Origin of the sequence: Erythrobacter sp. W302b (assembly GCF_046452395.1) — a bacterium.
GTDB lineage: Bacteria > Pseudomonadota > Alphaproteobacteria > Sphingomonadales > Sphingomonadaceae > Erythrobacter.
The window spans coordinates 410,642-426,142 of record NZ_JBKFDH010000001.1; the positions used below are offsets into that span (position 1 = coordinate 410,642).

Consider the following 15,501-nt stretch of genomic DNA (forward strand, 5'->3'; position numbering starts at 1 on the left):
TTGGACAAGGGAAAGTGACAAGCTGGCATTACACTTGGGGCCAAGCAGCTCCTCCCCTAAGGGGAAAGGGGGCAGACGCCGTCAGATCCCCTCTACCGCTTTCCCAGCCGATTGAGCACCAGCACCGGCAGCAGCCCCGCCGCCAGCAGGATCAGCGCCGGGATCGCCGCCTCGACCAGTCGTTCGTCACTCGCGAGGCGATAGGTGCGGGTCGCCAGTGTTTCGAGGTTGAAGGGCCGCAGGATCAGCGTGGCGGGCAGTTCGCGCAAGGTGTCGATGAACACTAGCGCCGCCGCGCCTGCGAGGCTGGGGGCCAGCAGCGGGGCATAGATCCGGGCGAGCACGCGGGACGGGGCCGCGCCAAGGCTCCGCGCGGCGGCATCAAGGCCAGGGGGAATGCGCGCCAGCCCGCCGCTGACGCTGTTATAGGCGACCGTCATGAACCGCACCGACAGCGCATAGATCAGCAGCGCGCTGGTGCCGGTCAGCAGCAAGCCGCCGCTCCAGCCGAGGTTGTCGCGGGCGAAGCGGGTCAGGCTCTGGTCGAAAGCGCCGAGCGGCGCGAGCAGGCCGACCGCCAGCAAGGCCCCCGGAAGCGCATAGCCCAGCGTCGCCAGCCGGATCGCGCTCGCCGTGACCCGCGAGGCCGAGCGCGCGCGGGCAAAGGCGAGCAGGAGCGCGGCGACAAGGCACAGGCTCGCTGCGGCAAGGCCCAGCCACAGGCTCCCACGGATATAGGTGGGAAGATCGCCCGCAGCCGCCTGCGCGATCGGCGTCAGTGCAAGGGAGGCGAGATATCCGGCGGGAAGCCCGAAGCCGAGCAGCACCGGCGCGGCGCAGGCGAGGCAGGCCAGACCCTTGCCTAGCGGCGTCAGCGCCACCAGCGGCTCCTCGTCCCGCCGCGCGGCGAGGCCATCGCGGCTGTCGCTGCGTCCGCGCCGGCTCTGCGCCTCCCACGCGACCAGCGCGATGACGAAGATCAGCATGATCGCGGCAAGCTTCAAGGCGGCGGCCTTGTCCCCCATCGCCAACCAGCTGCGGAAGATTCCGGTCGAGAAGGTGGGGATCGCGAAATATTCGGCCACGCCGAAATCGGCGAGCACCTCCATCAGCACCAGTGCAAGGCCCCCGGCGATGGCGGGGCGGGCGGCGGGCAGCGCCACGCGCCAGAACGCGCGTGCAGGCGCAGCGCCAAGGCTGCGGGCGGCGCGGAATTGCGTGAGGCTCTGAGTCGCAAAGGCGGTGCGCGCGAGCAGGTAGACGTAAGGGTAAAGCACAAGGCCCAGCACCAAGGCCCCGCCGCCCAGCGAGCGGATGTCGGGCAGGGCGTAATCCTCCGCCCCCCAGCCCATGGTCGCGCGCAAGGCGCTTTGCAGCGGCCCGGCAAAATCGAGCAGGTCAGCATAGATATAGGCCGCCAGGTAGGCGGGCAGGGCGAGCGGCAGCACCAGCGCCCAGCTCAACACGCGGCGTCCCGGAAAACGGGTCGCGGCGACCAGCCACGCGCAGCCGGTGCCCACCACCGCAGCGATAGCGCCTGCGAGCAGCATCAGAAGCGCGGTGTTGGCGACATAGGTCGGCAGGACGGTCGCGGCGAGATCGGCAATTGCCTCTCCCCCGCCTGTGAGCGACGCCGAGGCGATCGCGGCAATCGGCAATCCGGCCAGCGCGGCAATGAGCAGCGCGGCCGCGCCCCAACCGCCACCGCTTGCACCATGGCCTGCAATTTGCCTAAGGCGGCTCACCGGGAGTTTCCCCCGAAACCCACGCGCCGTGAGGGCAGGATCAGCCATTGAGCCTCGAATTTCGTCATATTGCACATGCTTACGGTGAGGTGCGGGCGCTGGAGGATATCAGCTTTACCGCGCCCGCGGGGGAGATCACCTGTCTGCTTGGCGCGTCGGGTTGCGGGAAGTCAACACTGCTTGGGCTTGCGGCAGGCTTGCTGCGGGTGCAGCAGGGCGAGGTTGCGCTGGGGGACGAGGTGCTGGCCGACGCGCAGCGCAACCCGCCGCCTGAGGCGCGGCCCGTGGGGCTGGTGTTTCAGGACGGCGCGCTGTTCCCGCATATGACACTGGCCGCCAATGTCGCCTTCGGCTTGCCCAAGGCGCGGCGCGCCGAGGCCGATAGCTGGCTCGCCAAGGTCGGCCTTGCCGGGATGGGCGCGCGCTATCCGCACGAGCTTTCGGGCGGGCAGCAACAGCGCGCTGCACTCGCCCGCGCGATGGCGCCCGAGCCGCAGGTGCTGCTGATGGACGAGCCTTTCGCCAGCGTCGACATCGTGCTGCGCCGCAAGCTCCGCCGCGAATGCCGCATCCTGCTGCGCGAGGCGGGGGCAACGGTGGTGCTGGTGACGCATGATCCGGCCGAAGCGCTCGACATCGCGGACCGGATCGCGGTGATGGAGAGCGGGCGGATCATCCAGTTTGGCACCCCGCACGAGCTTCACCACGCACCCGCCACCGCCTCGGTCGGGGCGATTTTCAGCGGGGCGCAGATTATCTCGGGCACGCGCGGGGCAGAGGGGCTGGATACGCCGTTCGGCTTGTGGCCGCTCGCCAGCCTGATCGGCGCGCTGCCCGATGCACCCGCCTTCGATCTGCTGGTGCAGGCCGACCGGCTGGTGCCGGTGGCAGATGGGCGGGGGTGCAGCGTGCGGGATGTGCATCCGATGGGGGCGCGCAGCCGGGTGTTGCTTCAAGGTGCGGATGGGGCGGCGATCACGGTCGAAACCGCGCTGCCGATCGATCTGCACAAGACCTATAGCGTGCTGCCGGACCCGGAGAGCGTCAGGGCCTTTGCGCGCAGATAGGGCTTGCGCGGCCTCCGATTATATTGCAAGTCATTCGCAAGTAGTCACAGAAAGCCGTTTCACCCATGAAGAACCTCGTCCTTGCCGCCTGCGCTCTTGTCAGCCTTGGTGCGCTGTCCGGCTGCGCCGATGACGCGGGCGACGCGGCGGTGCCGATCACGGGCGAGGTCAACATCTATTCCTCGCGCCACTACGACACCGATCTGGCGCTTTACGAGGATTTCACCCGTGAAACCGGGATCAAGGTCAACCGGATCGAGGCCGATGCCGATGCGCTGATCGAACGGATCGGGGCCGAGGGCGAGTTCAGCCCTGCCGATATCCTCATCACTGTCGATGCCGGGCGGCTGTGGCGGGCGGAAGAGGCGGGCATTCTCGCGCCGGTCGATTCGCCGGTGCTGAAGGAGCGCCTGCCCGCCAATCTGCGCCATCCCGATGGGCTGTGGTTCGGCCTGTCGACCCGGGCGCGGATCATCATCTACAACAAGGCCGAAGGCGCACCGCAGGGCCTTGCCAATTATGCCGATCTCGCCAATCCCGCGCTCAAAGGCGCGATCTGCATGCGGTCGTCCTCAAATATCTACAACATCTCGCTCCTCTCCAGCATTATCGCTCACAAGGGCGCCGCCGAAGCCGAGGCATGGACCAAGGGGGTAGTCGCCAATTTCAAGCAGGCTCCGCAAGGCAATGACACCGCGATGATCGAAGCGGTCGCTGCCGGGCAGTGCCGCGTGTCGGTGGTCAACACCTATTACCTCGCCCGCTATGCCGGGGGCGATGCGGCCGCCAAGGCGATCTTCGACAAGGTCGGCGTGATCTTCCCCGATCAGGGCGGGGTCGGCACCCACGTCAATGTCAGTGGCGCGGGCCTCGTCAAGACCGCGCCCAATCGCGACAACGCGGTGAAGTTTCTGGAATACCTGACCTCGGAGAGCGCCCAGCGGTACTTCGCGGACGGCAACAACGAATATCCCGCCAGCATCGGGCTGAAGGCCAATTCCGCCGTCGAAGCGCTCGGCACGTTCAAGGCCGATACGCTGAGCGTGGCCGAGATCGGCAAGGGGCAGGCCGAAGCGGTCAGGATCTTCGACCGCGCCGGCTGGAACTGACGCGGGCAGGGCAAAAGGGTGCGCGCGAATTGCGGCAGATCAAGGCCCGCTTTCACCCCTTAACACTAAACTGTCTTGAAGGGGGCGCGCTACTCGTCCATTTGCGCCCGCATTCCGGCTGCCCGTGGGGGCGGCGCTGACCTGACATCCGAGGCCCGCTTTGAACCAGCCCATCATCGACCGCGACCAGTTCACCGAAAGCGCGGCGCTCTCTGTCGAGACCATCACCTATGTCCATCACTGGTGCGAGGGGCTGTTCACGCTCAAGATGACCCGTCCGCCGAGCTTCCGCTTCCGTTCGGGCGAGTTCGTGATGATCGGCCTGCCGGGGGACAACGGCAAGCCGCTGCTGCGCGCCTATTCGGTCGCCTCGCCCAGCTATGACGAGGAATTGGAATTCCTGTCGATCAAGGTGCAGGATGGCCCGCTGACCTCGCGGCTTCAGCACATTAAGGTCGGCGACCCGATCTACCTCGGCAAGAAGCCGACCGGCACTCTCGTCACCGACGCGCTGCTGCCGGGCAAGCGGCTGTTCATGCTCTCGACCGGCACCGGCCTTGCCCCCTTCATGTCATTGGTGCGCGACCCCGATGTCTACCAGATGTTCGAGGAAGTGATCGTGGTGCATTCCGTGCGCAACGTGAACGAACTCGCCTATCGCGAGCTGCTGGAATCGAAGCTCGAAGGCGACCCGCTGCTCGAAGACGAAGACCGCGCGCGGATGATCTACGTCCCCACCGTGACCCGCGAGCCTTTCCGCACACAGGGCCGCATCCAGGCGCTGATCGACGATGGCCGCCTGTTCGAGCAATCGAAGGGCCCGCAGCGCTTCGTGCCCGAGGAAGACCGCGTGATGCTGTGCGGCTCGATGGCGATGATCAAGGACCACGCCGCCGATCTGGAACGCCGCGGGTTCGAGGAAGGCGCGAACAACAAGCCCGGCCAGTTCGTGATCGAACGGGCGTTTGTGGGGTAGTTCCCCGCCCCGGGCTTGACCCGGGGCCCCGCTGCCCTTCGAGTTCCGCATTTGGACAAAACAAGCTGGGTCCCGGGTCAAGCCCGGGACGGGGGCAAATTTTGTCTGGTCCTCCGTCACCCCAGCGCAAGCTGGGGCCTAGAGCCTTACAGGGCAGCGCCTGCCGCCCCAGGTCCCAGCTTGCGCTGGGATGACGAGGCGGGCTAAGTGTCAGTTTGAACGCGGGTTTTGCCAAACAGGGGAATCTCGAGATGATACTCTCAAAGTTCCTCAAGTCTCGAAATTTTACAAAGCAGTCAGCGATTTACTTCAACGAAGAGTACATCTGGGTAATAACGGAGAGCGGGGATATGGTTTATATGCCCGACTTCGATGGCGAACGGTTTCGATTGGATTTGCAGTGTTCTGACGAAGATCTCGGAGTTTGTGTGTTATCGGCGTTGCAGAAGAGCAGAAAAATCAGGTTTGAGCTTTCACGGTCATTGATAGAGAATTGTAAAAGCTGGGATGCTGAGCAGGTAAAAATTTTGGGATATAAATCATTGCGTAGAATGTATAAAAATATGATACGCGTTTCGGTCCAACTAAGAAATAATCATCTTTATTTCACTCCTAGACGCCATGTTAAATTGCAGGCTTGGGAAGGGTTTAGCGATGAATTTGTCGGTCATGAGCCGGAAGTGATCAGCAAGTTTCAGCCACCGGCGATGATAGGTGCCGCGGCGCGTCAGGCTTTTCTGCGCTGCGCTTAATTGCGATTGTCAGCATGAAGGTGCTGTAAGCGAGCGCCACAAGGCCATCCCCACCCCCACTTTCACACTTGACCCCCGCGCGCCCGCCCTGTTCTATCGTGGCAAATCAAAACCCATCTGCCGGAGAGAACCCCCATGCTCGCGACCTCCTATCGCACCGCCTATAACGAAGACCACGAGGCCTTCCGCGACACTGTCCGCAAGGTCTTTGCCGAGCACCTCACCCCGCATATGGACGAGCACGAAGCCAACGGCATCGTGCCGCGCGACGTCTGGAAAAAGATGGGCGACGCGGGGATGCTGTGCATGACGGTGAAGGAGGAAAACGGCGGCCTCGGCCTCGATTTCGGCTTCAACTGCGTGCTGACCGAGGAACTCTCCTACCTCGGCTCATCAGCCGGCTTCACGCTCCAGAACGATATCACGGCAAACTATTTCGAGCGGCTGGGCAACGACGAACAGCGCGCCAAGTACCTGCCCGGCATGGTCAGCGGCGACATCATCACCGCCATTGCCATGACCGAGCCCGGCGCGGGCTCCGATCTTCAGGGCATCCGCACCACGGCCAAGAAGGACGGCAATCACCTCGTCATCAACGGCTCCAAGACCTACATCACCAACGGCCAGAACGCCGATTGCGTGATCGTGGTCGCCAAGACCGATCCCGAGCGGGGCGCCAAGGGCATCAGCCTTGTGCTGGTCGACGCCGACACCCCCGGCTTCGAGCGCGGGCGCAATCTCGACAAGATCGGGCAGCACGCCGCCGACACCTCCGAGCTGTTCTTCAACGATTGCCGCGTGCCGATGACCAATATCCTCGGCGCGGAAGGCATGGGCTTTGTGCACCTGATGGAGGAGCTGCCGCAGGAACGCCTCGGCATCGCGGTCGGCGCGCAGGCGGCCGCGCAGCGGGCGTTTGACGAGGCGGTGAAGTTCACCAAGGACCGCAAGGCTTTCGGCAAGACCGTGTTCGAGTTCCAGAACACCAAGTTCACGCTCGCGGACCTCAAGGCCAAGCTCCAGGTGGGCTGGGCGCACTTGGACTGGGCGATCCGCAAGCATCTCGCGGGCGAGCTCACCACCGACGAGGCGTCGGCGGCCAAGCTGTGGCACACCGACCTCCAGTGGGAATGCTGCGACACCGCGCTGCAACTCCACGGCGGGGCGGGCTACATGAACGAATATGCCATCGCGCGGCTGTGGCGCGACGCGCGGGTGACGCGGATCTTCGGGGGCACGAACGAGATCATGAAGGAAGTGATCTCGCGCTCGATTTGAGCTCACGTCTCCCCTCCCCCGGCGGGGAGGGGGCGGGGGTGGGGGCTCTGCCCCCTCGGCTGTCGAACCCCCATCCCCAACCCCTTCCCCAGGGGGAAGGGGCTTCAAGCGGAGCAAGCCTAATGACCGACCCTCTCGACTTCACCGGCCAGCGCGTCCTCGTCATCGGCGGGTCGAGCGGGATCGGCAACGGCATCGCCCACGGCTTCCGCGCGCGCGGGGCGAGCGTGATCGTCACCGGCACCCGGCCCGATTTCGGCGACTATCTGGAGGCCGAGGACAGCGACTTCACCGGCCTCGATTATCACCAGCTCGACCTTACTGATCGCGACGCTGCCGACCGGCTAGCGGCCACCTTCGGGCCCCTCGATGTCTTGGTGCTCTGCCAGGGCACGGTGCGCTACGGGCGGCAGGAATTCACCCGCGAGGGGTGGGATCAGGTCGTCGACATCAACCTCAATTCGGTGATGGACGCTGCCCGCGCCTTCCACCCCGCGCTCGCCGAAGCGAAGGGCAGGATCATCATCGTCTCCAGCGTCGCCGCGTTCAAATCGACCATCGGGACGCCCGCCTATGCCGCCTCCAAGGCGGGCGCGGCGAGCCTTACCAAGACGCTGGGCGAGGCCTGGGCGCGCGACGGCATCCGCGTCAATGGCATCGCCCCGGGGCTGGTGCCGACCAAGCTGACCTCCGTCACCACCGACCACCCCGAACGCCTTGAAGCCAGCCTGAAACGCATCCCCCTCAGGCGCATGGGAACGCCCGAGGACATGGCCGGCGCCGCGCTGTTTCTCGCCTCGCCGCTCAGTGCCTACATCACCGGGCAGACGCTGGTGGTCGACGGCGGCCTGACGCTGGCCTGAGGAGACTGGCCCAATGCAATTCACCCGCCTCGGCACATCCGGCCTCACCGTCTCGCGCCTGTGCCTCGGTTGCATGTCCTATGGTGACACCTCCAAGGGCTGGCACGGCGACTGGCTGCTCGGTGAGGACGCCGCGCGGCCCTTCTTCCGCGAGGCGCTGGAGGCGGGGATCAACTTCTTCGACACCGCCAACATCTACTCGGGCGGCACCTCGGAGGAGATCACCGGCAAGCTGCTCAAGGAAATGGCGCGGCGTGACGAGATCGTGGTCGCCACCAAAGCTTTCGGCGTGTGGCGGAACGCGCCCAATTGCGGCGGGCTCTCCCGCAAGGCGCTGTTCGCCGCGATCGACGACAGCCTCGCGCGGCTCGGGATGGACCATGTCGACCTGTTCCAGATCCATCGCTGGGACGACAACACCCCGATCGAGGAGACGATGGAGGCGCTGCACGATATCGTGAAGGCGGGCAAGGCGCGCTATATCGGCGCGTCGTCGATGTTCGCATGGCAATTCGCCAAGGCGCAGGAGGTGGCGCGCGCGAACGGCTGGACGCGGTTCATTGCCATGCAGAACCAGCTTAACCTCCTCTACCGCGAGGAGGAGCGCGAGATGCTCCCGCTTTGCGCGGATCAGGGCGTGGGCGTGATCCCGTGGAGCCCGCTCGCACGCGGTCGGCTGACCCGGCCCTTCGGCGAGACCACGGTGCGCAGCGAGACCGATGTGGTCGGCAAGGCGCTCTACAAGGCGGAGGACGCCGCGGACCGGGCGGTGATCGGCGCGCTCGCCGATCTCGCTGCCCGGCGCGGCGTGCCGATGGCGAGCCTGGGGTTGGCGTGGCACTTCACCAAGCCGCAAGTCGCGGCCCCGATCATCGGCGCGACCAAGCCGCAGCACATCGCCGACGCGGTGGCCGCGCTCGATATCGTGCTGTCGGCGGAGGACATCGCGGCGCTCGAAGCGCCCTACCGGCCGAAATTCCCGACCGGGATGGGAATGCCGATGCCCGCCATGGACAAGGTTTCCGTGCTTGGCGGATGATTGCGAGCGGATTGTTACATACAACTGAAATCCAGTCACAAACGCGTCACACACCTGCGCCACTCCGGCATCAAACCGGGGCTGACAGAGCATGGATGTCGTCAATATCTTCCTGACTGGCGAACTGGGCGAGAGCCTGGAGGATTTCGTCCATGATCAGCGACGTTTCACTTTTGACCGGCTCGGCCCGGAAGGGCCGCGGCGGCTGGTCGAGGGGCCGATGTGGGCCTTTGTCGATTGGGTCATGCCCGAACTGGCCGGGCTTGAGCTGTGCCGCCGCCTGCGGGCCGATCCGCGCACGGCTGACGCGCATGTGACGATGGTGCTGGAAGAAGACGATGCCGAGGATCGCCGCCGCGCATTGCGGGCCGGAGCGGATGATTATGTGATCGGGCCGTTGACCCGCACGGCCGTGCTCGACCGGGTGCTGGCGCTGCAATCACGCGGGTCGGAGCGCAACGCCACACGGCGGTTCGAACTCGGCGCGCTGACGATCGACATGGCGGCGCTTCAGGCGCGCTGGGACGAGACGCCGATCGTGCTGCGGCCCAACGAGTTCCGCCTGCTGCGTTTCCTCGCCGAAAACCCCAACCGGGTGCTGACCCGCGAGGATCTGATCAGCGGCCTCGGCAAGCGCGAACCGCCGATTGACGAGCGGACGGTGGATGTGTGGATCGGCCGTCTGCGGCGCGCGATCAAGGCCGCGGGCGGCGGCAACCCGCTGCGCACGGTGCGATCATTGGGGTATGTCTTCGATCTGGGGTGACGGTTCGGCACAGCGGTTTGCGGAAATAAGCGTTACAAAGCGGACACCGTGTCCGCTTTGCATTCTCTCTATTTATTGTGATAATTCAATGATCTGAACCCGGCTTCGTCAAGCGGACGGACAGGGGAGCAGGGACTTGTTTCGCGTCCCGGTGACAGAACGGCCTCTCAGGCCGGGTACAGCAATGAGAAAGAGCCGCGCCCAAAATAGCGGCGGCGGGGCGTGTAGGAAATGTCGGCAATCGTCAGACGCTGGCCGGGTGCGGTGGTTCTGGAAACGAGCCCTTTTGTGATGCCTCCTCCCTCGTCGCCCCGTGCTTGACACGGGGCTTGGATACTTCTGCCCGGTCTCGGGTTCAAAGTCCCCTTCTCCCCTGCGCAAGCTGTTGCGCCAAGTTCGAACCAAGAAAAGCCAAGCCCCGTGTCAAGCACGGGGCGACGGTCTCCAGAGAGGTGACAACAATCCACCCCATCTCCCGCCCTTCTCGCAACGAGGCGGCGATCCCGAAAGCGGTATGTGGGCTTTGCTCCGGTCGCGAAAAATTCCTGCCTTTCGGCTTTCGACCCCGTTCCAGAAACGGAACCGGGAAGCGTATAAGATCGCCTTCATAAATTGCCCGCGCTCTCGAACGTCAAGACGATGTCGCCGTCGTCATATGTCCACAGCTCAAGATCCTGAGGGACTTCCGCAAGTGCAAACCCCAGGCGCTCGCACAGCCTCAGAGACGGCGCGTTGCCTCGGGTAACGCAGGCCCAGAAGCGCTGCACCCCGGCAAGCTCGAAGTGATTGATGATCGCCTTGACAGCCTCGCTCGCATAGCCTTTGCCCCAAGCGTTCGGCACAAAGACGAACGCGATCTCTGCGTCCCTGTCGTGCATCAGAACTTCCAACCTGCCGATGCAGGTCTGACCCACCGCCGTCCTCACCACGAAGGGATGGAAGCGGCGGCCATCATCTCTGCTGTTGGCGGCCCTTTCCATTTCTGCGAACTGCTCGCGCAGGGCGGCCTGCGATGAAGGCACGTCCTGCGAAGGGAAGTATCGGTTCACGCGTTCGTCGAGCAAGTCGATCAGCTCATCTGCATGATGCGCGAGGAGGGGTTCGACGATGAGGCGGCGCGTTCTCACGACTTGGCGTTGCCATCGCGTGACTTGGCTGTCCATTGGCTTTGGTCGACTCGCGGGAAGCCATTCCGCTCCCCACCCACCTTCCGCCATCCGTGCAAAGAGCCAGCGCCCCCAAAAGCGGACGCTTCAACGAAAAAGGCCGCCCGGTGAAGGGCGGCCTCGTTTGGTTTCGGCGTAGGAACGTGGACGCGTCAGAACTCCGCCTTCACGCCGATGGCGAAGCTGGTGCCGACGTCGAAGGTATTCAGTTCGGCGCGGTTGCCGTTCACTTCCTGGAATTCGAAATTGTCGCGCCCGAAGATGTTGCGGGCCTCCAGCGACAATTCGAGCGGCAACCCGCCGAGCTTGATCTCGGAGCGGGCGACCAGATCGACCGTCAGGCCGGGGTCTTCCACCACATCGGGCAGCGCTCCGCCGCGCAGGGTCACCCGTTCGCTCGCATAGTTGAACAGCACCGTGAACTGCTGGACCTTGTCGAGGTCCTCGATCCCGAGCGAGAGGTTAGCGACGTGATCGGACTGGCCGACCAGCGGTGAGCCATCGTCGAACAGCTGGCTCGCCAGCTGGCCGGTTGCGCCGGGGATCGGGGCGAGATCGGCCGCACCCACCGAAATGCTCGATTGGGTGTAGGTGTAGTTGGCGATGATCAGGAACTGCTTGGTCTCGAAGAACCCGCCCCAATCGGCCAGATCAATGCCGTAAGAGGCATCAAGCTCGGCCCCGTAAAGCTCGGCGGAGGGCGCATTGGCATAGCTTGTCTCGATGATGCCGGGCGCGGTGATCAGGAAGTTTTCGATCGGGTTGTCGATTTTCTTGTAGAACCCGGCGAGGCTCACCTTCTTCGGGCCGCCGAGGTAATATTCGGCGCGCGCTTCGACGTTGATCAGCTCGCTGTCCTGAAGGAACGGGTTGCCGCGGAAACGGCGGTTCGATTCAGGATCGAAATAGGTCTGTTCGACCAGCTCGCGGAACTGCGGGCGGGCGATGGTTTGCGAGGCCGAGAGGCGCAGCTGGAGATCGTCGATCGCTTCCCAGGTGATGGTGGCAGACGGCAGGAAATAGTCGTTGGCGATCCGCGTCGGGTTGGCGAGATTGCCGCCGCCGAAGGTGAGATCGGGGGCGGCCACTTGCAGCCCGTCCTCATAGCGAAGGCCCGCCTCGATGCTGAGACGGTCGGTTGGGCGGTACCGCGCCAGGCCGTAGCCCGCGTGCACTGTCAGCGCCGCATCGAACACCGGAAAGGGGGTCGGATCGGACACGGTGACGTTGAAGAACGGGGTGCCATCGGGGAATTCGGCCAGCACCGCCCCGTTGATGATGTCCCCTGGACGGCGCAGGCCCAGCGCCCGCAGCGCGGTGTTGAGCTCCGCCGAGGAACCGAGCAGCGGGCGGATGATGAAGGACAGCGAGCGGCGGGTGGTGTCTGAATAGGCATAGCCCGCGGTCAGCGACAGGGTGTCGGAGACCTCGAAGGTCACGTCCGCGCCGCCGAACCACAGTTCTTCGGTCAGGCCTTCGAAGCCGACCTGAATCCGCTCGGTCCCGCCGACCTGCGCGCCGACATCGACCACAAACTTGTCGCCGAAGGGATCGCCGGGGATGTTGGTGCGGATGTAAGGGACGATGGCGTTGTAGGGCGCCTCGCGGTCCGTGCGGGCATAGCCGCCGCGCAGATCGAGCTCGAAGGCGTCGAAGTTGAATTCGGCAACGATCTGCGAATCCATCAGCTGGCGTTCGAACCAGCCGGTCTGCTGGGTCTGGAAGTCGAACGGACGGGCAACGTCGGTGAAGCTGTCCGTGCCGGTTGCCAGGCGCGCGGTCTTGAGGGTGTCGCGGATGTAGAGATTGGTCCAGCGGATGGTGTGCTCACCAATGTCGAACCCGAGGCCGATGAGGCCGTTCACCAGCACCTTGTTGTCGGTGATGAAGTTGCGCGAATCGAACAGGATCTGGCCCGCTTCAGCGTCGCCGAATTGCTGACTGGTGACATTGCGATTGCGCCAGGTGTTGGTGATCCCCGCGGTCGCGATCACGCCGAGGTAATTGCCATCACCCACCTCGAACGACGCGCCGCCGGTGAGGTTGGCGCTAAAGTTGATCGGCAGTTCATCATTCTTCTGCAGGGTGACGAGATTGAGCGGCATGATCTGCCCGGCGAGCTGGCGCTGCACGGCGATTGGCGCGTCGTTGATGCGGGTGCCGCTGGCGATCAGGCCTTGCAGCGCGGTCGGAAAATCGCGGTTGCCATTGTCGAAACCGAAGGTGTCCCAGCGGCTGCCGAAATAGGTGAGGCCGTTCTGGAAGGTCGTCTCGGTATCGCCGCTGCCAGAGACGCCGATGGTGAGGAAATCCTCGGTCGGGATCGCCTTGGTGGTGAGGTTGATCACCCCGCCACCGAATTCGCCCGGGAAGTTGGCCGAATAGGTCTTCTGCACCAGCGATGATGCGATCACGCTGGTCGGGAAGATGTCGAGCGGGACGACCCGGCTCAAAGGCTCGGGGCTGGGGAGCGGCAGGCCGTTGAGCAGCGCGAGCGAGTAGCGGTCGCCCAGACCGCGCACGAAGACGCGGCCATTGCCGACCAGCGACAGGCCGCTGACCCGCGCCAGCGCGCCGGCGATATCGCCTTCGCCGGTGCGGGCGATGTCGGCTTCGCTGAGGACGCTGAGCACCTGGCCGGAATTGCGCGCCGGATCGCGGTTGCGCCGTCCGGTCACGATGATCCCGCCGCCCGGCACCGAGATATCGGTTTCCTGCAGCTCCTCAGCCGGAGGCTCGCCCTCCACCGCGTCGGCGATCGGGTCCTGCGCCGTTTCCTCTTCCTGCGGCACATCCTGCGCGTGCAGAACGGACGGCAAGGTAAGCGACGTGGTGAGAAGCAGCAGCCCTGCCAGGCGCGTGCCGGTCGACATAGGTGAGGACCCCCTCATGAATTGGTCAGCCTGTATGTGAAAATGGGGGAGGCGCGGCGATGAAGCTGCGTCTCCCCCGAACGTGTCATGATCGCCGCTTAGGCCGGATAGACCGGCAGCGAGGTGCAGGCGCCGGTCGCGCTTCCGAAGTTCTGGATCGACGAGTTGCAGGTCCAGTTGCCGAAGATAGTGGTCAGCGCTGCGGCGTTCTGGATCGCGCCCACGAAGGTGCGGGTCGGGAAGAAGGTCGCACGGGTGTTGGCGTTGAAGGCCGTCCGCCCGGTTTCGCCGGTGCCATTGACCACGCCATTGGTGAGCGTGATCGCGAAGGCGAGGTTGTTGTTGGTGCCGCCATTGATGCGCGCCGCCGCGTCAGCGTTGGTCACGCCTGCGCCGCCGCGGATCGGATCGGTCGCCGGGCAATCGCCGACCACCGAATCCACGCCGATGATCGCGGCGAGCGTGGTGGGCTCGTCGATCTGGAAGCAGTGGTTGGTGCCGGCATTGATGACGCCGTTGGTGAGGCCGAGCGCCGCACCGCCGCGCGCCTGCACGACCTGCGGCGCACCGTCGCGGGTGACGAAAGTGAAGTTGTTCACCTGGAAGCGCGTCTGGGGAATCGCGTTGGAAGGCGTGCGATCGGCGACGTTGGGCGAGTCGAGCTCGATCAGGCGGTCACCCGTGGTCGAACGCTGCACCGCGATCACAGTGTCGAGGTTGACGATCGCGCCGGTGTCGACGTCGAGCGAGTCGTCCGACGCGCCGATGATCGCGAAGTTGCGGGCGTTGAACCCGCCGCCGAAGAACTCGACGCCGTCATCCGAGCTGTTGAACGAGACGAGATTCTCGATCGTGGTGCCCGAACCCGCGCCGCCGGTGGTCAGCGACTGGAGTTCGTTGTTAGGCGCCAGTTCGAAGCCCGAGAAGCGGATCTGGTTGAAGCGGAACGAGCCCGAGCTGTCAGCCGCGTTGGCACCGCCGAACGGGGTGGCAACCGCCGCGCCTTCCAACCGGCCTTCGCAGGTGGGGTTGGCGGTCGGATTGGCAGTGGTGTTGAACACGCCGGTCGAGCAGTCGGAAACCGGCGCGCGGCCGAGCAGCACGACGCCGCCCCACTGCTGCTGGCTGTTGTCGCTGGCGACGCCCTGGATGTTGTCGCGGCTGGTCCAGATGATCGGGCGGTCTGCGGTACCGTTCGACTGGATCGCGTTGCCACGGTTCACCACCAGATAGGAATCCTGCTGCGCGAACAGGATCACGCCGGGTTCGATGGTGAGGGTGACAGTGGTGCCGGTGCTGGAAAAGCCGCGATCCGCGCCCACTTCGACACGGCCGTTGATCTGGTACACCAGCCCGCGGATGTAGGGCAGGGTGTCGGTCGAGGTAAAGCGTGCGGGCAATTGGCAGACGCGGTAGGTGCCGGTCGGGCCGGAGATGGTGCTGGCATCGACCAGCCCGCCCGCCGTCGCGATGGTCGGGCAGCCAGCCGCCGGGGTGACCAGCGACTGAGTCGGGGTCGGGGTCGGCGTCGGGGTGGGCGTCGGGGCCGGATTGTTGATGATGACATCGCCGCTGGTGCCCGGCGAGACGATTTCATCCGCGCCGCAGCCAGCCAGAGCGACCAGACTGCAACCCATGATCAGAGTGCGTTGAAAGTTTTTCACAGCGAGCGGTCCCCTCTTGAGCCGAGAATCGAGTTAGGCGCGAAGCTTGTTGCGCTGGGGGCTCGCTAGGGGGCGGTCGTGACAGAATTCTTGCATGATGACAGGCGTGTGTCAGTTCGGCGATTATGACCGAAGAAAGACAAATGCGACAAAGCCGCGCGAAACGCGGCGGGATGCTGCGCGCACGACCGTAACATTAAAAT

At 64.8% G+C, this 15,501-nt stretch carries 12 protein-coding genes; 8 read left to right on the plus strand and 4 right to left on the minus strand.

The genetic code is table 11. The features are described 5' to 3' along the window. Window positions 1-92: 92 nt before the first annotated feature. Window positions 93-1,745 (minus strand): ABC transporter permease, encoded by a 1,653-nt coding sequence (locus tag ACLBKT_RS01990; protein WP_410181306.1) that lies wholly within the window; start codon window positions 1,743-1,745, stop codon window positions 93-95. Window positions 1,746-1,792: 47 nt separating this feature from the next. On the opposite strand from ACLBKT_RS01990, the gene ACLBKT_RS01995 reads away from it, so the two are divergent. From ACLBKT_RS01995 to ACLBKT_RS02030, 8 genes are all read left to right on the plus strand, one after another. After that, a complete protein-coding gene (locus ACLBKT_RS01995) occupies window positions 1,793-2,812 on the plus strand; it encodes an ABC transporter ATP-binding protein (RefSeq protein ID WP_410181307.1) in 1,020 nt (339 codons plus the stop codon). Between the two features lie 65 nt (window positions 2,813-2,877). Continuing rightward, window positions 2,878-3,921, plus strand: a complete 1,044-nt coding sequence (locus ACLBKT_RS02000) for a Fe(3+) ABC transporter substrate-binding protein (protein ID WP_410181308.1) — start codon at window positions 2,878-2,880, stop codon at window positions 3,919-3,921. Window positions 3,922-4,081: 160 nt separating this feature from the next. Next, complete coding sequence (locus tag ACLBKT_RS02005; protein ID WP_410181309.1) at window positions 4,082-4,897, plus strand: ferredoxin--NADP reductase; 816 nt, start codon at window positions 4,082-4,084, stop codon at window positions 4,895-4,897. Between the two features lie 215 nt (window positions 4,898-5,112). After that, a complete protein-coding gene (locus tag ACLBKT_RS02010; RefSeq protein WP_410181310.1) occupies window positions 5,113-5,649 on the plus strand; it encodes a contact-dependent growth inhibition system immunity protein in 537 nt (178 codons plus the stop codon). Between the two features lie 135 nt (window positions 5,650-5,784). Further along, window positions 5,785-6,927: an acyl-CoA dehydrogenase family protein gene (locus ACLBKT_RS02015; protein WP_410181311.1), complete on the plus strand. Its 1,143-nt coding sequence runs from the start codon at window positions 5,785-5,787 to the stop codon at window positions 6,925-6,927. Window positions 6,928-7,049: 122 nt separating this feature from the next. Beyond that, window positions 7,050-7,790, plus strand: coding sequence for an SDR family NAD(P)-dependent oxidoreductase (locus tag ACLBKT_RS02020; RefSeq protein ID WP_410181312.1), 741 nt, complete (start codon window positions 7,050-7,052; stop codon window positions 7,788-7,790). A 13-nt stretch (window positions 7,791-7,803) separates the two neighbouring features. Next, window positions 7,804-8,829, plus strand: coding sequence for an aldo/keto reductase (locus ACLBKT_RS02025; protein WP_410181313.1), 1,026 nt, complete (start codon window positions 7,804-7,806; stop codon window positions 8,827-8,829). Window positions 8,830-8,920: 91 nt separating this feature from the next. Beyond that, entirely contained in the window at window positions 8,921-9,595 is a 675-nt protein-coding gene (locus ACLBKT_RS02030) for a response regulator transcription factor (protein ID WP_410181314.1), read from the plus strand. Between the two features lie 605 nt (window positions 9,596-10,200). Here the strand turns inward: ACLBKT_RS02030 and ACLBKT_RS02035 are convergent. The 3 genes from ACLBKT_RS02035 to ACLBKT_RS02045 form a co-directional block, all read right to left on the minus strand. Beyond that, window positions 10,201-10,758 carry a GNAT family N-acetyltransferase gene (locus ACLBKT_RS02035; protein ID WP_410181315.1) on the minus strand — a complete coding sequence of 186 codons (558 nt, stop codon included), beginning with the start codon at window positions 10,756-10,758 and terminating at the stop codon, window positions 10,201-10,203. Window positions 10,759-10,913: 155 nt separating this feature from the next. Next, the gene (locus ACLBKT_RS02040) at window positions 10,914-13,634 is read right to left on the minus strand and encodes a TonB-dependent receptor domain-containing protein (protein ID WP_410181316.1); all 2,721 of its coding nucleotides are present in this window, start codon (window positions 13,632-13,634) and stop codon (window positions 10,914-10,916) included. Window positions 13,635-13,732: 98 nt separating this feature from the next. After that, window positions 13,733-15,298: a hypothetical protein gene (locus ACLBKT_RS02045; RefSeq protein ID WP_410181317.1), complete on the minus strand. Its 1,566-nt coding sequence runs from the start codon at window positions 15,296-15,298 to the stop codon at window positions 13,733-13,735. Window positions 15,299-15,501 lie beyond the last annotated feature (203 nt).